General features: G+C 50.7%; 17 protein-coding genes, 1 rRNA gene and 3 pseudogenes. All 21 read right to left on the bottom strand.

Translation table 11 applies throughout. The annotated features are described in order from the left end of the window. Nucleotides 1-108: ribosomal RNA gene (locus tag DXA97_RS16700) — 16S ribosomal RNA — on the bottom strand; the annotation flags it as partial. 547 nt (nt 109-655) lie between these two features. After that, nucleotides 656-2,212 carry a nitrite/sulfite reductase gene (locus DXA97_RS16695; protein WP_118721168.1) on the bottom strand — a complete coding sequence of 519 codons (1,557 nt, stop codon included), beginning with the start codon at nt 2,210-2,212 and terminating at the stop codon, nt 656-658. A gap of 217 nt (nt 2,213-2,429) precedes the next feature. Next, nucleotides 2,430-3,476, bottom strand: coding sequence for a chorismate-binding protein (locus DXA97_RS21185; RefSeq protein WP_279221189.1), 1,047 nt, complete (start codon nt 3,474-3,476; stop codon nt 2,430-2,432). A 442-nt stretch (nt 3,477-3,918) separates the two neighbouring features. Continuing rightward, entirely contained in the window at nt 3,919-5,076 is a 1,158-nt protein-coding gene (locus DXA97_RS16680) for a HAMP domain-containing sensor histidine kinase (protein ID WP_347561678.1), read from the bottom strand. An 80-nt stretch (nt 5,077-5,156) separates the two neighbouring features. Then, nucleotides 5,157-5,648 carry a hypothetical protein gene (locus DXA97_RS22450; protein WP_347561677.1) on the bottom strand — a complete coding sequence of 164 codons (492 nt, stop codon included), beginning with the start codon at nt 5,646-5,648 and terminating at the stop codon, nt 5,157-5,159. Next, the gene (locus DXA97_RS16675; protein ID WP_118543561.1) at nt 5,648-6,322 is read right to left on the bottom strand and encodes a response regulator transcription factor; all 675 of its coding nucleotides are present in this window, start codon (nt 6,320-6,322) and stop codon (nt 5,648-5,650) included. The genes DXA97_RS22450 and DXA97_RS16675 overlap by 1 nt, the downstream gene beginning before the upstream one ends. Before the next feature lie 231 nt (nt 6,323-6,553). Next, nucleotides 6,554-8,353: pseudogene (gene aspS / locus DXA97_RS16670) on the bottom strand (aspartate--tRNA ligase). 112 nt (nt 8,354-8,465) lie between these two features. After that, on the bottom strand, nt 8,466-9,728 hold the full coding sequence (hisS, locus tag DXA97_RS16665) for a histidine--tRNA ligase (RefSeq protein ID WP_118543563.1): 1,263 nt from the start codon (nt 9,726-9,728) through the stop codon (nt 8,466-8,468). A 185-nt stretch (nt 9,729-9,913) separates the two neighbouring features. Continuing rightward, nucleotides 9,914-11,418: pseudogene (hemZ, locus tag DXA97_RS16660) on the bottom strand (coproporphyrinogen dehydrogenase HemZ). Continuing rightward, complete coding sequence (locus DXA97_RS16655) at nt 11,418-12,077, bottom strand: MBL fold metallo-hydrolase (RefSeq protein ID WP_118721167.1); 660 nt, start codon at nt 12,075-12,077, stop codon at nt 11,418-11,420. Before DXA97_RS16655 ends, hemZ begins: the two are co-directional and overlap by 1 nt. Before the next feature lie 51 nt (nt 12,078-12,128). Further along, nucleotides 12,129-14,414 carry a bifunctional (p)ppGpp synthetase/guanosine-3',5'-bis(diphosphate) 3'-pyrophosphohydrolase gene (locus DXA97_RS16650; protein WP_118721172.1) on the bottom strand — a complete coding sequence of 762 codons (2,286 nt, stop codon included), beginning with the start codon at nt 14,412-14,414 and terminating at the stop codon, nt 12,129-12,131. A gap of 109 nt (nt 14,415-14,523) precedes the next feature. Continuing rightward, nucleotides 14,524-15,165: a precorrin-8X methylmutase gene (locus tag DXA97_RS16645; RefSeq protein WP_118721166.1), complete on the bottom strand. Its 642-nt coding sequence runs from the start codon at nt 15,163-15,165 to the stop codon at nt 14,524-14,526. Further along, nucleotides 15,162-16,730 carry a cobyric acid synthase gene (locus tag DXA97_RS16640; protein WP_118721165.1) on the bottom strand — a complete coding sequence of 523 codons (1,569 nt, stop codon included), beginning with the start codon at nt 16,728-16,730 and terminating at the stop codon, nt 15,162-15,164. The genes DXA97_RS16645 and DXA97_RS16640 overlap by 4 nt, the downstream gene beginning before the upstream one ends. A 2-nt stretch (nt 16,731-16,732) precedes the next feature. Next, nucleotides 16,733-17,485 (bottom strand): precorrin-4 C(11)-methyltransferase, encoded by a 753-nt coding sequence (gene cobM, locus DXA97_RS16635; RefSeq protein ID WP_118721164.1) that lies wholly within the window; start codon nt 17,483-17,485, stop codon nt 16,733-16,735. 4 nt (nt 17,486-17,489) lie between these two features. Next, nucleotides 17,490-18,571, bottom strand: a pseudogene (gene cobT / locus DXA97_RS16630) (nicotinate-nucleotide--dimethylbenzimidazole phosphoribosyltransferase). A 107-nt stretch (nt 18,572-18,678) separates the two neighbouring features. Then, on the bottom strand, nt 18,679-19,410 hold the full coding sequence (cobJ, locus tag DXA97_RS16625; protein ID WP_118721171.1) for a precorrin-3B C(17)-methyltransferase: 732 nt from the start codon (nt 19,408-19,410) through the stop codon (nt 18,679-18,681). 11 nt (nt 19,411-19,421) lie between these two features. Further along, a complete protein-coding gene (gene cobI, locus DXA97_RS16620) occupies nt 19,422-20,147 on the bottom strand; it encodes a precorrin-2 C(20)-methyltransferase (RefSeq protein ID WP_118721163.1) in 726 nt (241 codons plus the stop codon). A 362-nt stretch (nt 20,148-20,509) separates the two neighbouring features. Next, entirely contained in the window at nt 20,510-21,928 is a 1,419-nt protein-coding gene (locus DXA97_RS16615) for an FAD-binding oxidoreductase (RefSeq protein WP_118721162.1), read from the bottom strand. Nucleotide 21,929: 1 nt separating this feature from the next. Further along, nucleotides 21,930-22,982 (bottom strand): electron transfer flavoprotein subunit alpha/FixB family protein, encoded by a 1,053-nt coding sequence (locus DXA97_RS16610; RefSeq protein WP_243107718.1) that lies wholly within the window; start codon nt 22,980-22,982, stop codon nt 21,930-21,932. Next, nucleotides 22,979-23,116, bottom strand: a complete 138-nt coding sequence (locus DXA97_RS21180; RefSeq protein ID WP_243107717.1) for a 4Fe-4S binding protein — start codon at nt 23,114-23,116, stop codon at nt 22,979-22,981. The genes DXA97_RS16610 and DXA97_RS21180 overlap by 4 nt, the downstream gene beginning before the upstream one ends. 70 nt (nt 23,117-23,186) lie before the next feature. Next, the gene (locus DXA97_RS16605) at nt 23,187-23,975 is read right to left on the bottom strand and encodes an electron transfer flavoprotein subunit beta/FixA family protein (RefSeq protein ID WP_118721161.1); all 789 of its coding nucleotides are present in this window, start codon (nt 23,973-23,975) and stop codon (nt 23,187-23,189) included. Between the last annotated feature and the right edge of the window lie 232 nt (nt 23,976-24,207).

Here is a 24,207-nt window from a genome sequence, read left to right as displayed (position 1 = left end):
TCACAAATGAAATCATCCGAAGAATCTTTCATAAGTGCTTCGCTCGACTTGCATGTGTTAAGCACGCCGCCAGCGTTCATCCTGAGCCAGGATCAAACTCTCAAATAAAAAGTTTGTTTCCCGGTTCAAAAATTAACCACTAGCTAATTGTTTAAACCGTTCTACTGTTGTTTGGTTTGTTTTTGTTCTGAATTTTCTCATTCAAAGATGTCCAACCAGGACTCTTTTTTATTAGAATTTTCAGGGTTTTAAACACTGTTCAATCTTTCATTTTCAAGGTTCATTTGCTGTTGTTCTCAGCAGCAACGTGTTATATATTATCACATTGTTTTCGCTTTGTCAACAACTTTTTTCATTTATTTTTGGAAGTTTTTCATTTCCTTGCCCCGTTCTCACGGGGCGAGGATTATAATATCAAATGTCACGACAAATGTCAACAGTATTTTTCAACTTTTTTCATTTTTTCGCGGAAATCATGGAAAACGTGTTTTTCGTTGCTGTTCACGCATGCGTGAACAGCAACGGGATTTTGCCGATGCTTCGCATCCCAAATCGGCAAAATCTGCTACCAGAACTGTATCATACGGGATTTTCAGTTCAGAAAATCCCTACCTGTGAGCAATAATGTTTTTCCCATATGTATGGAACTTCTGACCTACTGCAGTTCTATAAATGGAGCCGCTACCGTTCTTACTCCATCCGGATTTTCAAGATTCCATTGGGTAAAGCTGAGTGAGGCCTCTGCAACCGTCTTTCCAAGTGCTGCCAAGAACTCTGGGATCTGGCTTTCTAAAATGGTTCCCAATTCTTCTCCCATTTTTTCTTTTCCCTGTTTCTCACAGCCATTTAAGTATAGAAGAAACGCAGATTCCGTTTTGTCATTTACCTTCTTTGCAGCTCCGCGGAATCCAAGGACACCGGTCTGGTGTGTACCACAGGAGGACGGACATCCGGAAATATGGATTTTCGGAAGTGCATCTGCCGGAAGGTCTGCTTCCCGCACAGCTTTTACGCACGCCTGCAAAAGTGCCTGGGAATCCCGCACGCCGACCTGGCATACCGATGCACCGATGCAGCTTACGGATGCCTCAAACTCGGTCTTGGCAGTATTACCCGCTGTGATCGCCAGAACTTTTTTAGCTTCTTCGCCAGTCAGATTGATGATATACGCAGTCTCATCCGGTGCAAGGCGCATTTCTGCTTCATCCATTTTCTGAAGCGCATCGCTGAGCGCACACAGTACAGAAAGATCCGGCTGTCCTCCGATCGGATGCCACAGCACAGTATAAAGGCCTTCCTGTTTCTGTTCCAAAGCACGACTATCAGAAACCGTGCTGCCATCTCCGGTCTTATTCACTTCCATTTTCTGAACCTGAAGCTTCAGATCCTCGCCAGACGCATAGACCTCATCCAGCTTTTCCAGAAATGCTTTTCTGTAATTTTCTGCACCGCCGAGACTTTCCTGCATATAGCGGCTTCTGGCTTTACCACGGTTTTCATAATTTCCATAGGCGCGGAAGGTCAGCCACATTGCCTTGATGTAATAGCAGATATCTTCCGGTTTTACTGCCTCTGCGATCAATACACCAAAACGTGGATTGTTTCCAAGTCCTCCCGCGCTGTAAACATCAAAGCATCCATCCGGGCGGGCCGCAAACCCGAGATCCCGGTAAGTTGCATGCGAAAGATTCTTCGGAGAACTGGAAAAAGCCACCTTCAGCTTACGCGGCATTTTTTCCGCACGGATGAACCCCATCAGGTATTCGCCTGCTGCCTTTGCCCATGGCAATACGTTAAAATATTCTTCCTTGTCGACACCGGAAAGCGGACTGCAGGTCACATTACGCGGAAAGTCTCCGCCTCCTCCCATGGTGACGATTCCAACATCCAGAGCCTGTTCCATAATATCGGCAACGATTGCCCCATCCAGATCATGCAGCTGAATGGTCTGGCAGGTAGTAAAATGTGCCTTGTGCAGCTGGTATTTCCGGATCGTATCTGCAACAAACTTCAGTTTTTCCTTTGTCACACAGCCCCCTGTCATGCGCAGACGCAGCATACTGGCCTTTCCACCTTTCTGGGCATAGCTTCCGTACAGACCTGAAAATCCTTTGTAAGCATCCTTGCTAAGCTCTCCCGCATAAAACGCAGCTGTCTTTGCCCGAAATGCTGGAATATCCTGTTTCCAGTCCTGGTCATTTCTGATTTCCATACCTTCTCCTCCTAATATAAATTCAGAATTTCCTTGTCTGTGTTATGCTAATTCTTCCCAAAATAAGCATGCAGACTTGCGGATAACTCTTTCATACGCAATGTAAACCCGCAGGATCTGTTTCCAGCCTTTCAGGATACATAGAGCACAATTTCCTATGGAACAATAAAAGCATCTGATTCGCTCAGATACTTTTGATTTTATCACAATTCACGTTTCATGGAAACGGATTTCGCACATTTTCTATGATCCGCCGGATTTTCACCGGGTCTTTCAATCCTTCTGTTTCCACTCCGCTGCTGCAGTCTACCCCAAACGGATGAAACTTCTGAATTGCTTCCCGCACATTTTCCGCCCGCATACCGCCGGCTAAAAACCAGGGTTTTTGAATTGCTCCTACCTGCTTGATCAGGGTATGGTCAAAGGTGTGTCCGGTTCCGCCGCTTCCGGCATCCAGCAAAAGATAATCCGCTTCGCTTGCATCCCAGCGTTTTAATTCATGATCCTGCTTCATGGACACCGCACGGATCACCGGGATATCCGGACGGATGCTTCCGATCAGCTGGTACAGGTTATACGAAAAACTGTCATAATTATCAATCAGTACGATCATGCTTTCATGCCCTCCTCTGGCATCCAACAGGCTGCCCTCCATCTCCGCTTCCAGCTGATTGGAAAGCACTACCTGGAAGATATCTCCCTCCCGGATGTAACGTTTTCCCTTTTCCACCATCTCGCAGTAGGCTTCTTTGGAAAAAGCCGGTTTGAAATCAGTTTTCAGTTTTAACGGCTGCTCCGGTGCCGGCTTTCCGTTCCGGATCAAGTTCACCAGTTTTTCCAGCTCCAGCTGCGCCTTGTAATACTCCTGTTCCAGTGCACCGGTCTTCATATTCACGATCAGAATAATCTTCTGGCGGAAATTATCAAATGCAATGACCTTGTCAAACAGCATCAGGTCTACATCCTGAAAGGAATCCGCGTCGCCTTTTTCCAGCTTCAGCTTCGGTTCCGCATATTTGATGTAGTCATAAGCGAAATATCCGACCAGACCGCCGGTGAAGGTCGGCATTCCCGGAAGCTTCGGACTTTTGTTTTCCGCGAGGATCTTCCGGATGGCTTCTCCCGGATGCTCCACCTGCTGCTCAATGGTCGTTCCGCTTGTGATTTTCAGAAGTCCATCCCGGCAAGTCAGTTCCAGCACCGGATCGAATCCAAGAAAAGTGTAACGGTCCCAGCGTTTGGATTTCTCCACGCTCTCCCACAGAAACAGGGAAAGACGATTTCAGGAATACATGATTGCGTCTGTCAGAAGGACTTGAAACAAAAAATCCCGTCCTGAACAGACTTCCTGTGAATTGAAATCTGTCAAGGACGGGATTGGAAATTTAATTTACCAGATCACCCGCGGTACCACCTTGCTTCGCGAAACCTTCCATGGATAAAGATAAAATCTATAGAATTCTCGCGCACTTTTCGAAATACCAACATATTCCCGGCAACTAACGTATGCCCTCACGTCGCAGAATACTAGCCTTACGGCTTTTGACTGCGCCCTCAGCGGTCCATTTAACAAGCTGCGTTCTGACGGTTCTCAGCCTCCCGTCTCTCTATTTCCTTTTGTTCTTTTTCGCCGAAAATGTCGTCCTGTGTTTCTGCCAGTTTTCTTCTAGGGCTGTCAGTTTTGGGACTTTTCTGAAGCTTCGCCATTATGGATTTTCTGCCGGTTCCTGATCTTCCGGAATTTCTGGCGCAAGCGCCAGCGTAAACCAGAACTCCACGCCGTCTTCCCGGTTTGCCACGCCATACTGCTGGTGATGGGCTTCCATGATCGCCTTGACGATTGAAAGTCCGATGCCGCTTCCGCCGTAAGCGCGGGTGCGGGCCTTGTCCACCTTGTAGAATTTCGTCCACAGGTTCGGCAGGTCTTCCTCCGGGATCGGATTGCCATTATTGTATACATGAATCTTCGCCACTTTATCGGTTACATCACTCCAGATGCGGATCTGATGTTCCCCGCCAAGATGGTTCATTGCATTCGTCAGATAGTTCGTCACAACTTCCTCGATCTTGAATTCATCACCCATGACCATAAGAATCTCCGGCATGTCCACGGTTACCTTTGCCTTATTCTGCTGGATTAGGATGCTGGAGGAATTGATCAGGTCATGAACCAGTTCTGAAATATCAAAGGCTTCGATACTCGGGGTATCGTTTCCAAACTCCAAAGCCGTCAAGGTCAGTAGCTGACGCACCATCTTATTCATCTTGTTGGCTTCATCCATGATGACCTCGCAGTAGTAATTGCGGCTTTCCACATCCTCACACATGCCGTCGCAAAGACCTTCTGCATAGCCCTGGATCAGCGCGATCGGCGTCTTTAATTCATGGGAAACATTCGCGATGAATTCCTTTCGCATCTCATCGATCTGGATTTTTTCATCAATATCGTGCTGCAGCTGTTTGTTCGCAGCCTGCAGCGCACCAATGGCATCTTTCAAGCTGTGGGACAGCGAGTTCATGCTGCGCCCCAGAATACCGACCTCATCCTCTGCGTCGTCCTCATAAGCAACATCAAAATTCAGCTTTGACATCTCCTCGGACAGAGAAGATAATTTCAAGATCGGCTTGGTGATACGGTTGGTCACAAAGCACATCAGGGCACTTCCAAATACCAGCGCGATCAGACCGACCCAGGTAGTAAACCGGTTGGACAACTCCACGCTCTCCCGGATGCTTGCAAGCGGCATGGACATGATGAACATGGTCCGGTTGTCGGAAAAATAGCCCCAGCTTTCCATATAGGTTCCGCTGGAACGGAAATCCATGTTCTTCTCAACCACATAATTGTCGTGCTGTTTTAACACCTGCATGTGCTTCTGGCCCTTACCCAGTACATAGCGCTGCAGCTTCTGGGTCAGGAAGTCACTGTCACGCCCGGAGGTGATCAGGCTTTTCCCGTATCACTGTCGATCAGGGTCATGGCAATATTGTTCTGCTCACTGTAGCTGCGGATCGTCCCAAGAAGCGTTCCCTGCTCCTGCGGCAGGTCGGTCGGAAGATCTTCTGCCGGAACCTCGTCAGCCTGATTGGAAGATTCTTCCAGTGTGTCTGTGCCGGATGTTTCACCTGAAGCATCGGCATTATCGGAATCTTCCTCGCCTTTTGCCGTCTGCTTCCAGATTTCCCACTCCTGCTCCAACTCTGATTTCAGGACATCTCCGATATTTTCATTTTCCCCGACCTTTTCCTGGATGACTGTATCAATATCGGTATAAGCCTCTTCCATCACCTTCAGTTTCTGATCCACATAATAGCGCTCCAGCCACCAGGAATTGACCCCCCAGATGGCAAAGAGCATCGCCGCCATAAGCCCTACAAAGATCAGCATGATCCGGTGGCGGATCGAATGAAATTGAAAAACTTTTTTATGCTTCATCAGTCTACCTCGAATTTATACCCCATACCCCAGATGGTCTTGATATAATTGCCCTTCTCACCCATCTTGCTGCGCAGTTTTTTAACGTGGGTATCGATCGTGCGGGCATCCCCGAAATAATCATAATTCCAGACATTGTTCAAAATCTTCTCCCTGGACAGCGCAATGCCCTGGTTTTCCATAAAGTAAGTCAAAAGTTCAAACTCTTTGTAACTTAAGTCAACCGGTTTTCCGTCAATCTCGACCAGGTGCGCCGCCTTGTCAATGCGGATACCGCCCACTTCCATGGTCTCGCTCACCGCTACGTTGGACCGGCGCAGAATCGCCTCCACTCTCGCGACCAGAATCTTCGGGCTGAACGGTTTGGAAATATACTCATCCACTCCAAGCTTAAAGCCCTGGAGTTCATCGCGCTCCTCACCCCGGGCTGTCAGCATGATGACTGGCACCTGGGAATACTGGCGCACCGTCTTCAAAACTTCCCAGCCGTCCATTTTCGGCATCATCACATCCAGAATGATCAGTGAAATATCTTTCTGTTTAAAAAAAATATCGACCGCCTGCTCGCCGTCCTCCGCCTCGATCACGGAAAAGCCCTTGATCGTCAGGAAGTCTTTGACCAGCTTGCGCATTCTGGCTTCATCGTCTACTACTAATATTTTTAAGGAATCCATTATGTATCGTCTCCTCTCTGTAAATGCTGATTCACACAGAATTTCTGCTGCTGACTGTACCCTGCAGCCTGCAGTTTTCCTTCTTTTTCCCCATTTTAGCAGATATTTTTCTGGTTTTCCACGTTTTCACAGAGATTTCACAGATACAACCCGAACTGTGTAAAAGGGCTCCGGAATGCCGCCATATGGCAGCATTCCAGAGCCCTTTTCCTAATCAAATTTATTGCGTTTTTATTCTTCTGTCTTCCCAGCTTCTTCGCACACCTCGATGCCAAGCTCCTCAAGCTGCTTCGGATCTACCGGGGTCGGTGCCTCGGTCATCAGGCAGGAGGCATCCTTTACCTTCGGGAATGCAATGACCTCACGGATGCTGTCGCAGCCGCCCATCAGCATAACCACACGGTCAAGGCCGTATGCCAGACCAGCGTGCGGCGGTACTCCGTACTTGAATGCTTCAAGCAGGAGCCGAACTGCTCCTGTGCCTTCTCCGGTGTGAAGCCCAGTACCTCGAACATCTTGGACTGGATGTCGCTCTGGTGGATACGAACGGAACCACCACCGATCTCGGTACCGTTTAATACGATATCGTATGCTTTTGCGCGTACTGCGCCGGATCGGTATCGATCAGGTGCCAGTCTTCGTCCATCGGCATGGTGAATGGGTGATGCATTGCCACGAAACGTCCCTGCTCCTCGGAGTACTCCAGTAACGGGAACTCAGTTACCCACAGGAACTTGTAGTCGTCTTTCTTCAAGAGGTCAAGCTGGCGTGCGATCTCCAGACGCAGGTTGCCAAGAACATCCCATACAACTTTGTTCTTATCTGCTGCGAATAACAGCAGGTCACCCGGCTTGCCATCCATAGCGGAAATGAGGCTGCCATCTGGTCCTCGGTCATGAATTTTGCGAAGGAAGACTTGTAGCTGCCGTCCTCCTGGATTGCGATGTAAGCAAGACCCTTTGCGCCGTAGCCCTTTGCGAACTCAACCAGTGCGTCGATCTTCTTACGCGGCATATGGCCCTGTCCCTCTGCGTTGATACCACGGACGGTACCGCCGTTTTCGAGTGCGCCCTTGAATACGACAAACTCGCAGTCTTTGACTACGTCGGATACGTTCTTTAACTCCATACCAAAACGCAGGTCCGGCTTATCAGAACCGAAACGGTCCATAGCCTCCTGCCAGGTCATACGCGGAATCGGCTGCGGAATCTCTACGTTTAAGATTTCCTTGAACAGCTTGTGTAAGAGACGCTCGTTGACATCAATCACATCGTCTACGTCTACGAAGGAAAGCTCCATATCGATCTGGGTGAACTCCGGCTGACGGTCTGCACGCAGGTCCTCATCGCGGTAGCAGCGTGCCAGCTGGAAGTAACGGTCGTAGCCGGAGCACATTAAGAGCTGCTTAAAGAGCTGCGGGGACTGCGGAAGTGCATAGAAGGAACCCGGATGCACACGGCTCGGTACCAGGTAGTCTCTTGCTCCCTCTGGAGTACTCTTGATGAGGGTTGGGGTTTCGATCTCTAAAAATCCTTCCTCTGCCAGGAACTGTCTGGTAAGGATAGCGATCTTACTTCTGAGAAGCAGGTTGCGCTGCATATCCGGTCTTCTTAAATCCAGGAAACGGTATTTTAAGCGCAGTTCCTCTTTGGTCTTGGAGTTCTCCTCGATCGGGAATGGCGGGGTCTCGGACTCAGATAAGATGCGCAGGCTGTTGGCACGTACCTCGATCGCGCCGGTCGCCAGGTTCTCATTGACTGCGCCGGAACGTGCCTCAACACGGCCGGTTACTGCAATGACATATTCACTTCTTAACTTTTCTGCCTTTGCGAAGCTCTCTGCGCCGCAGTCGCTCTCCTCAAAGATGATCTGCAGGATACCGGAGCGGTCACGTAAATCTACGAAGATGATTCCGCCCTTGTTTCTGCTTTTCTGCACCCAGCCCATTACGGTCACGTCCTGACCGATGTTTGCTGTGGTGACTTCCGTACACCGATGGGACCGTTTCAGTCCCAGCATTGATTCTGCCATGGTTTTGTCTCCTTATTTCAGCACGGATCACTCCGTGGTTCTTCTGAATTTATAATGGTTCTCATTTAAGCCTTATTATTTTAAAGCTGATTTCTTATTTCAAAGTTTTTCTTTATTTCAGTGCTTCCTTATAGAACTCTACAAACTCTGTGTAGCCTTCCTTGTTCAGCTGCTCCTTCTGGAACTTCTTATTCTTGTTCATCATGGAAACAAGCACCTGGACACCGGCTTTACGCTCGTCCATAGCCTGTTTCATGATCTGGCCGAAGCGGGACTGGTCCATACCCTTTTCGATGAGGTATGCTTTCTTCGGAGCTGCGTTCTCGATTTCGCCGCCCTGCTCCATAAGAATGGTAACGATACGTTCGAATCCGATGGAGAAGCCGCAGGCCGGGGTATCCTGGCCGGTGAACTTGCCAATCATCTTGTCGTATCTTCCGCCGCCTGCAACGGAACCGCCGAAGCCTTCCATGGAAACCTCAAAAATGGTTCCGGTATAGTAAGACATACCGCGCACCAGAGTCGGGTCAAAGGCCAGCTTGAAATCAGTTTCCGCAACCTCGGTCACGGTATCCATAATGTTAGCCAGGTTTTCTGCAGTCTTTGCATCTAACACACCGGCTAAGGTTTCACCCAGACCGCGGACCGCTGCTGCATCCTCACCCAGATTTGCTAACAGATCTGCGTACTTTTCTACGCTCTCCTGTGCATAGCCAAGTTCCAAAAGCTCTGTCTTTACGCCGTCCAGACCGATCTTGTCCATCTTATCCAGGGTGATGAAGACCTGATCCAGTCCATCCTCCGGGAAACCGCAGTAAAGTGCCATACCCTTTAAGATACCGCGGTCATTGATGCGCACGGTAAATGCGTTTTTCGGACAGATCTTGCCAAGTGCTGTGGTCGTAGCCAGGATCAGCTCGATCTCAGCCATATTGGTTGCATCGCCTAAAATATCGATATCACACTGGGTGAACTGGCGGAAACGGCCGCGCTGCGGACGGTCTGCACGCCATACACTGCCCATCTGCAGAGCTTTGAACGGGCTCGGCAGCTGTGCGCCGTTGTTGGAATAATAACGGGACAGCGGCAGGGTCAGGTCGTAGCGGAGTCCGCTGTCTGTTAAATCATTCTCTGTTTCAGCAGTCTCAAGGTTCAGCTTCTCGCCGCGCTTTAAGATCTTGAAGATCAGCTTCTCGTTGTCACCGCCCTGCTTACTGGTCAGGTTCTCGATATGCTCCACACACGGAGTCTCCACCTGGGTAAATCCGAAACTGCGGTAGGTTTCACGGATCTGGTTCATCACATATTCCCGCACCTGCATCTCTGCCGGCAGGATATCACGCATGCCGGTAACCGGCTTCTTTTTCAATGCCATATTCTTTCTCCGTTTTCTATCTTTGTAAATCTCTCTGTGTATCTGAAAAATCACATATTCCTAAAGATTATACTATTCTAAAACACAAAATGCAATCGCAAGTATGTAAGTTACGAGATGTCCGGCAAAAGTTTTATTTCTATTTGCACGTACGCACCCGGCAGCAGAGTTACGCTGCGGTTCCCTTACTGCGCAAATAGTTTCTCTTTCCGCTCGATCATCTCATCCACACGGCTGATGTACTGCTCCACGTCTTTGACATTCTCACAGCGCTCGATGCGGTTTTCCTCCGGGAAAAGACGCTTGGTCGTAGTTCCTGCCCCGCAGCCGATGATCGTCTGCTGCTCCTCCATGATGAGCACATTGTAAATGCAGGCTTTTCCCGGCGCCGCATAGCCGACATTCTCAAAGTTTCCAGCCATATTTTTCTGGCGGTACAGATAATACGGTTCCAGTCCCATTTCTCTTGCATAGCGGGCTGTTAAGTCGATCATCTCCTGAGTATTCTCGATCTTTAAGTCCTTATAGACTTCTTTCATGGTATTTAAGCGTGCTGCACGCTTGATTGCTAAAGAGTGCACGGTCACGCTGTCCGGTGCCAGCGCCTTCACGCTTCCATGGTCGCCTGCACGTCCTCTAACGTTTCCTCCGGCAGTCCGATGATCAGATCCATGTTGATGTTGTCAAAGCCAACTTCCCGCGCAAGCTGAAAACGGTCCACCACATCCTCTACGGTATGGCGGCGTCCGATGAGCCGCAGAGTGTCCTGCTTCATGGTCTGCGGGTTGATGGAGATACGGTCAACACCGTGTTTCTTTAAGACCTCCAGTTTTTCCCGGGTAATGCTGTCCGGACGTCCTGCCTCCACCGTAAACTCCTGGACGGTAGAGAAATCGAAGGTTGCTTTCAATTTGGTGATGAGCTGATCCAGATCCTCAGGGGATAGGGAAGTCGGGGTACCGCCTCCAAAGTAGACGGTATCCAGGGTACAGCCCTTTTTCTTCTCTGCCACATAGTCCAGTTCTTTGAATAATGCGTCCAGATACTCATGAGTGCGGTCCTTCCACTTTCCGATCGGATAAGAGGTGAAGGAGCAGTACAGGCAGGTGGTCGGACAGAACGGAATGCCGACATACAGACTGTATCCCTCTTTATAGTCGATTGTGGAAAGCAGCTGGCGCTCTCTCTGGGCGATCTCAATGCTTAAGTTGATCTTCTCGTTGCTGGTAAAGTAAGTGTCCTTCATATGGTGGAAGATGCTTTCCGCACTCTCGCCCTCCGCAAATTTGGTCATGGCGATCTTGGTCGGACGGATGCCGGTTAAGGTTCCCCACGGAAGGAGTTTTCCGGTCTGCTGCATCAGCAGTACATAGAGTCTTCGCTTGATCTTGTTCTTCGTCTCGAAACGATTCTCGTAATCAACCTTTAAAACGCTGCTTTCCGCTGCCGCCTGAAGCTCTGCACGCACGCCAGGCTCCAGCGCTTCCATGGAAAACGCCGCAAAAGAACTTCTTCCAAGATGTCCCAGACAAAGGTTAAACTCTGTGTGGTCTTCATTTACCGTTCCTTCCACGAAAAAGTCCAGGTCATCCTGCATCTCATGGGCGAACGTCTGCCCCGGGTAAAATGCCATCAATAGTTCCCGGATGTCCTGCTCATAGGCACTGTCATTTAACAAAATTCCGATCATTACCGTCTGCCTCCCTTTCTCACATACGCAGCCACCGGATTGTACTGCTTTTCATGGGCAATCGTCGTGGCATCGCCGTGGCCCGGATAAACCATGATCTCATCCGGCAATACAAGAAGTTTTTCCGCGATAGAATGCACGATTGCAGACATACTTCCAGTCGGAAGATCGGTCCGGCCTAAAGACTCTGCAAATAAGGTATCTCCGCTGAAGATCACCTCTTCCTCCGGGATGTAATAACAGACAGAACCCGCGGTATGTCCCGGTGTTGCCATGACCTTCCACTCCCGGTTCAAAAAATGCAGGACGTCGCCGTCGCGCAGCAAATAATCTGCGCTGATGCTGACCTGCTCGGTTCCCATGGTCCCGGAAAGATTCAGGAACGGATCATTTAACATCTTCTCATCGTCCATATGCACATAAAGCTTACAGCCGTATGTCTTGCGGATATCATCTGCCGCCATCATATGGTCGAAATGTGCATGCGTTAAAAGCACAGCCTCCGGCTCCACGCCAAACTCCCGGCATTTGCTGACCAGGTAGTCCGCATTGTCGGCCGGATCGATGATCACCGCCGCCTTTTCTCCCTCGCAAAATACAAGATAGCAGTTTGTGCTGATGCCGCCCAGCACGTAGGTTTTTATTCGAAAATTGCTCATGTTTTGCTCCTTTTTCCCGTTTGATAAATGAAAAGAAAAACTGCGGAACAACTATCCCGCAGTCCTCTCTATATCGATCACGCCCTCGATCTGTCTTAACTTGTCAGTCAGGCGGTTCAGTTCTTCAATTCCATGAATATCAAACGTCATGATGATGGTGGCCTTGCCTTGCTTGCTGGTGCGCACATTCATAGAAGTGATGTCGATCTGACGCTCCGTAAATACCTTGGAAATATCGACAAACATACCGATCCGGTTATTTGCGTAGATCTGGATCTCTGTGGTGTAGCGCTCCTTGCTGTCTGTATCATCCTCCGGCTGCTGCCACTCTGCTTCGATGAGTCTGGTACGCTCCTCTGACGGAAGGTTGATGATGTTTACGCAGTCAGTACGGTGAATGGAAACGCCGCGGCCGCGGGTCACATAGCCCACGATCTCGTCGCCCGGCACCGGACTGCAGCACCGTGAGAAACGGACTGCCACATCGTGGATCCCCTTGACCATAATGCCGCCCTTGGACTTCTTGCTGACCTCGGCTTTGTTACCAGACATCTCACTAAGACCATCTAAAATGTTGGTATCGGTAACTTCCTTGCGGGTTTTCTTGGCACGTTCCTCGATCATCTTGTTGATGACCTGGCCTTCTTTCAAGCCGCCGTGTCCAATGGAAGCCAAAACTGAATCCCAGTCACGGAACGCATAACGCTGCATCACCTTTTCCTGGAACTCCGGCTTGTTTAAGTCCCCAAAGTTGATCCCCTTGGTCTTGCAGTATCGGTCGATCAGTTCTTTACCACGTACAATATTGTCTTCCTTTAACTCGCTCTTGAACCACTGGTTGATCTTGTTCTTTGCCTGGGTGCTCTTGACCAGGGACAGCCAGTCCCGGCTCGGTCCCTTGGAATTCTGGGATGTGATGACTTCGATACGGTCACCGTTCTGGACCACATACTCGATCGGTACCAGCTTTCCGTTGACCCTTGCCCCCACCATCTTGTTGCCGACAGCACTGTGGATGGAGTAAGCAAAGTCAATGGTCGTGGAACCGCTCGGAAGCGTCTTGACATCGCCAGACGGGGTAAAGCAGTAAACATTCTCAGAGAATAAGTCCAGGTCACCTTTTACCATGCTTAAGAACTCTTTGGAGTCGCTGGCATCCTTCTGCCACTCCAGGATCTGGCGCAGCCAGGATAACTTCGCAGCTTCGTCGCCTGCCGCGATCTTGCCGCTGCCGCTCTCCTTGTATTTCCAGTGTGCTGCGATACCATATTCCGCAGTACGGTGCATCTCAAAGGTACGGATCTGGATTTCAAACGGCTGGCCATTGCTTCCGATCAGCGTCGTATGCAGGGACTGATACATGTTCGGCTTCGGCATGGCGATATAATCCTTGAACCGTCCCGGGATCGGCTTGTACAGCTCATGGATGACACCAAGTGCCGCATAACAGTCCTTCACGGTCTCGACAATGATGCGGACCGCAAACAGGTCGTAGATCTGGTCCAGTGTCTTGTGCTGATTGACCATTTTCCGGTAAATGCTGAAGAAATGCTTGACGCGGCCATCTACCTTCGCCTCAATGTCCGCCTCTTTCATGTGGGCAGAAACTTCATCTACAATGCCCTTAACAAACTCCTCGCGCGCATCCTTTCCAAGGGAAATCTTCTCAGCCAGGTCGTAATAAACCTCCGGCTGCAGATATTTTAAGGAAAGATCATCCAGCTCTACCTTGATCTTGGAAATACCAAGACGATGGGCGATCGGCGCATAAATTTCCATGGTCTCACGGGCTTTTTCTTTTTGCTTTTCCGGCTTCATATACTGCAGCGTACGCATGTTGTGCAGACGGTCTGCCAGCTTGATGAGGATCACGCGGATATCTTTTGCCATGGCAAGAAACATTTTTCGCAGGTTCTCTGCCTGCATCTCGACCTTATCCTTCGACCAGGACAGCTGGGTCAGCTTGGTAACACCATCTACCAAAAGCGCTACCTCCGGACCAAACTCCTTGGAGAGCTCGTCTAACGTCATGACCGTATCCTCGACAACATCGTGAAGGATACCTGATGCGATCGTCTCTTTATCCATCTCCAGGTCTGCCAGGATAATGGCAACACAAAGAGGGTGAATGATGTAAGGTTCACCCGACTTTCGTTTCTGATCCTTATGAGCCTCATGTGCTACCTTGTACGCCTTTTCGATCAGGGAGATATCGTCCGAAGGATGATACTTCCGGATACTGCGAATCAGGTCCTCATACAATTCTTCCGGGCTGGTAAAATCTGCGGGATTTTCCAGCTCAATGTCCATTTTCTTCTCCGTCTGTTCTTTTGCCATAGAAAAAGCCACCTTTTTGAGCATAGTTATTAAATCATTATAAATATTTTTGTCGGAAAATGCAAGCATTACGTCCCGTAGTCCGCCTTTTAGGCCTTTTAACTGATTTCTAAGCCCTGGTAACCTGATACATCAGCGCATTGCACACAGCTGCCGCAATGTTGCTGCCGCCTTTTCTGCCGCGCGCAACGATGCAGGGAACATCCGACTGGCAGATCAGTTCTTTCGATTCCACGACGTTCACAAACCCAACCGGAGTCCCGATGATGAAATCCGGGTGGATCTCACCATTTTGCATCATCTCATAGAGACGGATCAGCGCAGTAGGCGCATTTCCGATTGCAAAGATGACCGGACCGGAAAGCTTTGCCGCGCGCTCCATGCTGACGATGGCACGGGTCACCCCGCGCTCCTTCGCCTCCGCCGCCACATCCGGGTCTGCCATAAAGCAGCGCACCGTTCCATTCAACTGCTTTAATGCCGCCTTATTCACACCTGCCAGTGCCATGTTGGTATCGGTTACAATGGTAAAACCGTTGCCGCTCTTCATCATAGCCACGGCCTGCTCCACGGCATGAGGAGAAAAATACAGATTCTCTGCGTAATCAAAATCTGCTGCCGTGTGAATGCAGCGCTTGACCACAGCCAGCTCCCCTGCACTCCAGCTGCCCTTTGGCATCTCTGACTCGATGATCGCCATACTGCGGGCCTCGATCTCCTCCGGACGGACCCACTGCATTTCTTCTATCATAATGTTGTCCTTTCTGATTCATATTCCTCCATAATACGGTATACCGCCTCCATATCCAGAGACCTCCGTACCAGATCTGCCAGCTTATCGTACTGCCTTTCCTTATATTCTTCCATGCTTTTTGCCGTTGCAGTCAGGCTGATGCCTTTTTTTTCTGCAAGCTGGTTTAAAATGGCTCCGGTAAACTCCAGATTGTCGAAGATGCCGTGCAGATAGCTTCCGAACACCAGGCCATCTGCCCGCACGAATCCATCCATGCGGCCGTCTGCAAGACGGACTGCCGGGGATATTTCCCCATTTTCATGAGAAATGTCACTGTTTCCAGTGCCGGTTTCGATTTCTGTCCGGAATGTCTTCCCCATGTGGATCTCATACCCTTTCACGGTCTGTCCCGCACATGCCGCATAAATTCCCGGCAGTTCCTGCAGCGTTCCTTCGGTCTGTGTCCTGGTCTTTTTCGCTGCAAAAATGGTTTCCGCAGCCAGAAGTTCCATGCCGCGCATAGAGCTTCCCGGCTCGCCTTCCACACCCTCCGGGTCAGAAAGCCGCTCCCCTAACATCTGATAGCCGCCACAGATTCCGATCAGCGGCACCTGCTCCTCTTTCACCAGTCTCTGGATCAAGGCTTCCAGGCCGCTCTCCCGCAGCCATTTTAAATCTGCCATCGTATTTTTGGTTCCAGGCAAAAGGATCAGATCCGGATGTCCCAGATGCGCCGTCCGGTCCACATACCGCAGGGAAACGCCTTCGTAATGCTCCAGCGCATTAAAATCCGTAAAGTTGGAGATGTGCGGCAGATGGATCACTGCCACATCGAGTCCCTCTTGCACCTCAGTCCGCACCAGACGGTCCGACAGACTGTCCTCGTCATCCAGGTCGATTTGTTCCATCGGGATCACACCAACGACCGGAATGTGAAGTTTTTCCTCGATCATGCGAAGTCCCGGCTCCAGAATCTTCACATCGCCCCGGAATTTATTGATCACCAGACCTTTGATGCGCGCCCGCTCCTCCGGCTCCAGAAGACTTACCGTTCCATAAAGCGAGGCAAACACGCCGCCCCGGTCAATATCCCCGACCAGAAGCACCGGCGCATTGGCAATCTTTGCCATTCCCATATTCACGATATCATTATCCCGCAGGTTGATCTCCGCCGGACTTCCCGCACCTTCTAAGACAATGGCATCGTACTGGCTTTCCAGACGCTCAAATGCCTCCTTCACAGCCGGGATAAACTCGGTTTTTCTCCGGTAATAATCCATAGCTCTTAAATTGCCGAACACTTCCCCGTTTACGATCACCTGGCTTCCCATCTGGCTGGTCGGCTTTAACAGGATCGGGTTCATGTCCACCGTAGGAGCAATGCCTGCTGCCTCAGCCTGCATCGCCTGTGCCCGTCCGATCTCCAGCCCGTCTTTCGTGATATAAGAATTCAACGCCATGTTCTGGGATTTAAACGGAGCCACGGAAAGTCCGTCCTGTTTCAAAATCCGGCACAACGCCGCCGCCAGAAAGCTTTTTCCCGAATTGGACATGGTTCCCTGGATCATGATTTTCTTTGCCATTTCTAAACCCCCTGACGGAATTCCGTTGTAAAATGCGCGTCGTAAAGCTTGGAAAGTTCAAATGTATCTCCAAGGAAACGCCCCACCGTGACAAGTGCTGTCTTGCGGATGCCTGCTTCTTTTACTTTATCCGCAATATCTGCAAGCGTTCCTGTCACAATTTTCTGGTCTTCCCAGGAAGCCTTATACACCACAGCCGCCGGAGTATCTGCCGGATAACCGCCCACCTGCAGCCGTCTGCCCAGTTCCACGATCTCCCCGACACTTAAGAAAATAACCATAGTCGTCTGATGTGCTGCCAGTGCCTCGATCTGTTCCCGCTCCGGCACTGCAGTCCGTCCTTCCATGCGGGTCAGGATGACGGTCTGACTCACACCCGGAAGCGTGTACTCCCGCTTTAAGCTGGCCGCTGCCGCCAAAAAGGAACTGACACCCGGTACGATTTCATACGGGATTCCAAGCTTATCCAGTTCTACCATCTGTTCCCGGTGTGCACCATAAATGGACGGGTCACCCGTGTGGACACGGACCACCTTTTTTCCTGCTTCCACGCCGCGCTTCATCACATCCAGCACTTCCTGCAGATGCATGGTCGCACTGTTGTAAATCTCTGCCTCCGGCTTTGCTCCGGAAAGCACCTGGGGATTCACAAGGGAACCCGCATAAATGATGATATCTGCCTCATCGATCAGGCGTTTTCCCTTTACAGTGATCAATTCCGGGTCACCCGGTCCGGCTCCGATAAAATAGATCATAAGTTTACTCCTCCTTAAATTCCTGGTACGCCCCCACATGAATTTCCTCAAATGTACTGTTTTCCCGGTACACAGCTTCTGCCATATCCAAAAGCGGAAACAGCATAACCGCTCCGGTCCCTTCGCCCAGCGCCAGATTTCCATAAATACTGGCCTCTAATCCCAGTTTTTCCATCGCCATGGCGCAGGCCGGTTCCTTTCCCATATGGGAAGGAAGCAAAAAGTCTGTCACCTGTGGACAAAGCTTCTGCGCCAGAAGCGCCGCCACCAGGGAGATCAGCCCATCTAACACAACCGGGATCCGGTAAATAGCCCCTCCAAGCATCAGGCCACACATCCCGGCAATATCAAAGCCGCCTACTGCTTCCAGAACCGCCAGCGGGTCTTCCGGGTCCGGCTGATGCAGGGCAATCGCTTCTTTGATGACCTCGATCTTCTTTTCCAGTCCGGTATTGGAAAGTCCGGCACCCGTCCGGTCACAAGCTCTACCGGAGCCTGCAAAAGCACGCTGGCCACGGCACTGCTGGTCGTCGTGTTGCCAATTCCCATCTCCCCGACTGCTAAAAGATCATAGCCTGCATCCTTAAGCTCTGACGCAAGCGTGATTCCGGTATGGATTGCTTCCAAAACCTGTTCATGGCTCATGGCCGGTTCTTTTCTCATATTCTTTGTACCGTTCGCAATACGGCAGTTGCGTACTCCCGGCTCTTTGATTTCCCCAAGCACACCGATATCGACCGGGATCACATCGGCCCCGGCTACCGATGCCATGCGGTTGACACTGGCAATCCCCCTGGCAAAATTCTCGGTCACGACCGCCGTCACACTGCTGTCTGTCTGGGTTACCCCCTCTGCCACCACACCATTGTCGGCACAAAATACCACGACTGCTTTTTTATTCAGACAGATATCTTCCGTCTTCTGGACTCCTGCGATCTTGACCAGAAGCTCCTCAAATTTTCCAAGTCCGTACAATGGCTTCGCAATCCCGTTCCAGTGGTGCTTCGCTGCTTCCACGGCGTGGGTATCTGCCGGACGCACGCTCTTGCAAAGGCAGCCAAGCTGCTTTTCCAGATATTGTTCCATGTTACATCTCACTTTCTACGTTGCACTTCATGCGTACATACCCGGCAATGGATTTTCATTGCTGTCCGAGCATGCATACCCGCAACAGTTTTGCATCCTCTTTATGGTCAGATGCGGTACCCTCTTGGTGTCACCATCCGCTCCCCAATCTTTCTCGTCTGGGAATTTCCGATAAACACCGTGGTAAACATATCCACCTTCGTATCTTTTAATTCACTTAAGAGCAGCACGCGGGCGCTCTGCCCTTCCCGGCCGATGTTGCTCACAATACCGCAGACCCGCTCTTCCTTTGTCTGCTCCAGAATGATCTCACAGGCACGCTTTAAATAATCCGCCCGCTTCTTGCTGGACGGATTATAAATGCAGATGGAAAAGTCTGCTTCTGCCGCACAACGGAGGCGCTTCTCAATCTTTTCCCATGGAGTTAAAAGATCACTCAAGCTGATCACGGCAAAATCATGCATCAGCGGAGCGCCAAGTACGGCACCTCCTGCCAGGGCCGCTGTCACACCACTGATCACTTCTACCTGGCATTCCGGATATTCCTCCTGCAATTCCAGGATTAGACCGGACATGCCATACACTCCGGCATCGCCGCTGCAGACCATGGCCACGCACTGCCCTTTTCTGGCTTCTTCAAACGCCATGCGGCAGCGCTCTACTTCTTTTCGCATCGGTGTTGTGAGAAACTGCTTTTCTGGGAAATGTTCCCTAAGAAGATCTACATACACCGTATAGCCCACGATCACATTGCTCTGCTCTAAGGCCTTCCGCGCCTCAAACGTCATCTGGTCAAAATTTCCCGGCCCCATGCCGACTACATACACAAGCTTTTTCATTCCAGCCATCCTTACTCCACCTCACACGGTTTCTTTTCCTTTACGATCAGCAGGGAATAATACCCTGCCTGCTCATCGATCTCATCCACAGACCGGAAAATGCGTTCTCCCGGCATACCACAGTTTTCGATCATACAAGCCTCCATGCCTGCATCCCGGATCCATTGCTTCACCTGTGCCATGTTCTTTCCCATCTTCATGATGATCTTCGTGCCAGGGAGCTTTAATCCCTCCTCGATCTGGTCCGGCTGGGACAAGATGTGGATCTGCTCCTTTCCCTCTGCAATGCCAAGCCCAAGCGTTGCTGCCGTTGCACAAAAGGATGGGATTCCATTCACCATCTCCGTGTGGTATCCCCGCGCTGCGATCCGCTTCTGCACATAAAGAAAGGTCGCGTAGATGGTTACATCTCCCAGGTTTAGGATTCCCACCTGTTTTCCTTCTTTTAAATAGGCTTCCACCACATCCGCTGCACTCTCGTGACTCTCTTCCAGAAGCTTTGCATCCCGCGTCATAGGCATTTCAATGGAAAACCAGGACTTTTCCTGAAGCCCCGGCACTGCGCGGACTGCGATCTGGTAAGCCACACTGTCTGCCACATTCTTTCCCGGCACTGCCAGCACATCGCACTGCTCCATCACCCGGACTGCCTTCAGCGTTAAAAGCTCCGGGTCACCCGGGCCGACACCGATTCCGTAAAGTGTACCTGTCTGTTTTGGATCTGTATGATTCTGCATATTATAATTCCTGCTTTCTGTCCATATTCGAATAGTTTCCCATTTGTTGCGGTTCACGCATGCATACACGGCAGGCTCCTTTGGGCCACTGTTCATGCGCTGCGCAAGCAGCAACGGATTTTGCCGATGCTTTGCATTTGGGGTTTCATGGGAAGTATTATAGAGGATTTCCCGCTAAAAGTCCACAGGATTAGCGGGGGCGCGGCTTCTTGGCGCGGCTTCTGGACACGCACACAGATAAGGACCATCCCCTGCGGTCTGTACACACAGCAATAGGCCCACAAAAGCCGGAGCATTGCTGTTTGCGCATGGTACAAACAACATCTGCAGCTTCTGTAGGCCTATGATCCTAATTTTTTTAATTATTCGTCAAATGTAATGATCTTTCCAGGATTTAAGATCAGCTTTTCATCAAATGCCAGCTTGATGGACTGGTACAGCTTGTACATCCGGTCACCAACAAACGGCTTTAAGTACTCCAGTCTTCCATTTCCGATTCCGTGCTCGCCGGATAACTGGCCGCCAAACTGTTTGGATACCCCATAAAGCTCGGTCAGGCAGGCGCGGGTTCCCCGGATCCAGTCTTCATCGCTCATGGAGGCGTCACGCAGCATTTCCGTGTGGATGTTTCCGTCTCCGGCATGTCCGCACGGCTCTACACGGATGCCATATTTCGCACCGATGGCCTTTGCAAGACGTACATACTCTGCAATCTTTGCACGCGGAACAACCACATCGCATTCCTCCTGGGCAACGCTCTCTGCCTTCATGCCCTCCAGGATCGCGCCGCGCACAGACCATACCGATGCGATACGCTCTGGTGTATCCGCGATATAGACATCGATCGCTCCGGCCTCCAGTGCCGCATCGGATGCTGCGTTGCAGGCAGCGAACAACTCCTGCTCACTTCCGGCATCGTACATGACGATCAGCACAGCATCGCCCTCCTTCACCGGAAGAAGCTTGTGCAGGTTGCGCTCCACAATATCGATCAGCTCCCGCTCCAGAAATTCAATGGCTGTCGGAACTGCAGGCATCTGCAGAAGACGCGGTACCATATCGATGCAGCTTTCCAAGCTTTCAAACGGCATAACAAGGGTCCGGGTCAGCTTCGGTGCCGGCAAAAGCTTCAGGGTCACCTCTGTGAGGATACACAGGGTTCCCTCGGAACCGATCACCAGATCCTTGATATCGTAACCGGTTGTATTTTTTACTACGTTAGAGGAGAACTGGACGATCTCACCATCTGGCAGGACTGCTTCGATACAACGGACAAAATCACGAGTCAGTCCATAGCGTACTGCACGCATACCACCTGCGTTGGTAATGACATTTCCGCCGATGGACGCTGTTTTTTCACCCGGATCCGGCGGATAGAAGAGCCCCTCTGCTGCTGCGGCTGCTGCCACCTCGGTTAACAGCATACCAGGCTGTACCGTGATGGTCATGTTGGCTTTATCCAGGCAGACCAGCTTATTCATCTTCATAACGGATAACAGGATGCCGCCGTACTTACAGCTTGCACCGCCTGCCAGTCCGGTACCTGCACCGCGGACAACGACCGGGATATTCTGCTCCCAGGCATATTTCATGATCTTGCTGACTTCCTGCTTATCCAGCACTTCTACATAAAGCTCCGGCGGAAACACACCGTACTCCGGCATTTCGTCGTGGTAATATTCCCTTGCGATCTCGTCACCGACCCAGACACGCTCCGGCGCAGTCACACTGCGGAGGTAAGCGAAATCCTCTTCAGTCATTTTTTTATATGGAAATGGCATATCACTCACCATCCTTTCTGTTTTTTACATTCTTGACCAGCTCCGGCAACACTGTATACAGATCATCCTTGATCGCAATATGTGCAATGTCAAAGATCGGTGCTTCCGGGTCATTGTTGACTGCAACAATGCATTCTGCACTGTTCATGCAGGCGGTAAACTGGATCGCACCGGACACACCGAAGGTCAGGATCAGCTTCGGCTTTACGGTACGTCCGGACAGGCCGATCTGGTGTGCGGTATCTCCGTATCCATCCTCAATCATCGGACGGGTGAAGCATAACTGGCCTCCTAAAAGCTCTGCCAGCTCCTTTAACTCATCCAGTGCCTTGTCTGCGCCGCGTCCTGCTACAACCAGCACATCCTCCTCCTCGATGGAACGGACATGCTCCAGCACCTTTGCAGAAAGCACTTCGATGCGGGAACGCACCATATCCTCCGTCACGTTACACATGGTAATCTTTCCGGAAAACTTCTCCACCTTCTGTGCACGGTCCATAACCTTATAGCGGACCGTAGCAAACTGCGGCCGTGACTCGCTGATGACGATCTGTGCCATGATGTTTCCGCCAAAGGCAGGACGGATCTGGACCAGATCGGTGTTGGCCTTCATTTCCAGCTTCGTGCAGTCTGCAGTCAGTCCTGTGTGGAAACGGGTCGACAGACGCGGTGCCAGGGAACGTCCCAGAGAGGTTCCGCCGACTAATACAACAGACGGACGCAGCTTGGAAATGCAGTCAGCCACTGCGTCAGCATAGCAGTCAGCCTTAAATCCGTTAAAGCCCTCGTGCTCATACACAAAAACCTCATCCACGCCATAAGGCAGAAGCTCTTTTGCATTTTCTGCAGTCCCTGCGCCTCCGACCATGACCGCATAAACCTTGTAACCAACCTTTTTTGCCAGCTTTCTTGCTTCCCCGATCAGCTCAAATACAACCGGATGCACCTTGCCACGCTCCTGCTCCGCATAGACCAGGATCCCGTTCCAGGTACTCTTATCCTCACCGCCGGCCTTCTGTTCAAAATAGAGTGCCTTGCTCTGGCACTGTCTCACGCAGACACCGCACATACGGCAGTTTCATTTAACGTAATTCCCTTTTTCTCCATGGTAATGGCTTCAAAGGGACATTTATCAATACAGGCTCCGCAAAGGGTGCAGAGCTCCGGATCAAACCGCAATAACTTCATGTATAATTCCTCCGATTTTCCATTCTTGGTTTTATTTATCTGATCCGCACTCAGCTTTTCTGGCTGCGCATCAGATATATTTCCGCTCTGCAAGCAGGCTGGCCAGCTGGCCTGCTTTCTCTACCGGTGTTCCGGTCAGCTCCACGCTGGGCGCGCCAGCCTCCGGTGCAAAGATCCGTTCCACTCTGGTCGGGGATCCCACTGCACCAAACCGGGTCAGATCCGGCCTTGGAAGATCATCGAAGGTTACAATGCGTACCGGACGGTCCATGGTTTCTTTCGTGAGGCGCCAGGATGGCAGTCTCGGAACGCAGATGTCTTTATCCACAGTTACCAGACACGGATAATGCATCCGTGAGATCTGGGTCACACTGCCAAAATCCTGCTTTAATGTGATCTGTTCTTCGTCCGCCTCCTCGATGGCAGAAACCCATGCACAGTGCGGAATATGTAAATGCTCTGCAATGGCCGGTCCGATCTGGGCGGTATCGCCATCGGTTGTCTGGCGTCCGCAGAGGATCAGGTCTGCACCACCTAACATTTCAATGCCCTGTGACAATGTGTAGGAGGTAGCCAGCACATCGGAGCCTGCAAACTTGCGGTCACTCAAAATAACGCCCTCATCGGCTCCCATGCTGTAGGCATCGCGGATCATACTCTCTGCCTGGGATGGTCCCATGGTCAGCACCGTAACGCTTCCGCCTGTTTTTTCCCGGATCTGCAGTGCACATTCCAGCGCATAAAGGTCATACGGATTGGTGCGCTGACCTGCGCTTCCCCTCTTAAGGTTTCCGGTCTCCGGGTCAATGTCAACCTTGGAGGTAGCCGGAACCTGCTTCATACATACGATAATTTTCATAGCAAATAACCTTTCCCTCTTTTATCGCTGCTGTTCACGCGATGCGCAGACAGCAGCGGATTTTGCTGCAAATGTAAATGCAATGGTAATACGCAGTTACTGCGAATCATTTTCAGTAGCTGTCATCTAGTATAGCACGTCAACGCGTTAAAGTCGAGATGTATACAATTTTATTTACGAATGCTTATTTAAGGATGCAATTTTCTGGCAATGTGCACTACGAAAAAAGCCC

This window comes from Clostridium sp. OF09-36, from assembly GCF_003481985.1.
GTDB lineage: Bacteria > Bacillota > Clostridia > Lachnospirales > Lachnospiraceae > Brotaphodocola.
The sequence above is the reverse complement of the archived record's forward strand: the minus strand, read 5'-3'. Positions and strand labels throughout refer to the sequence as shown.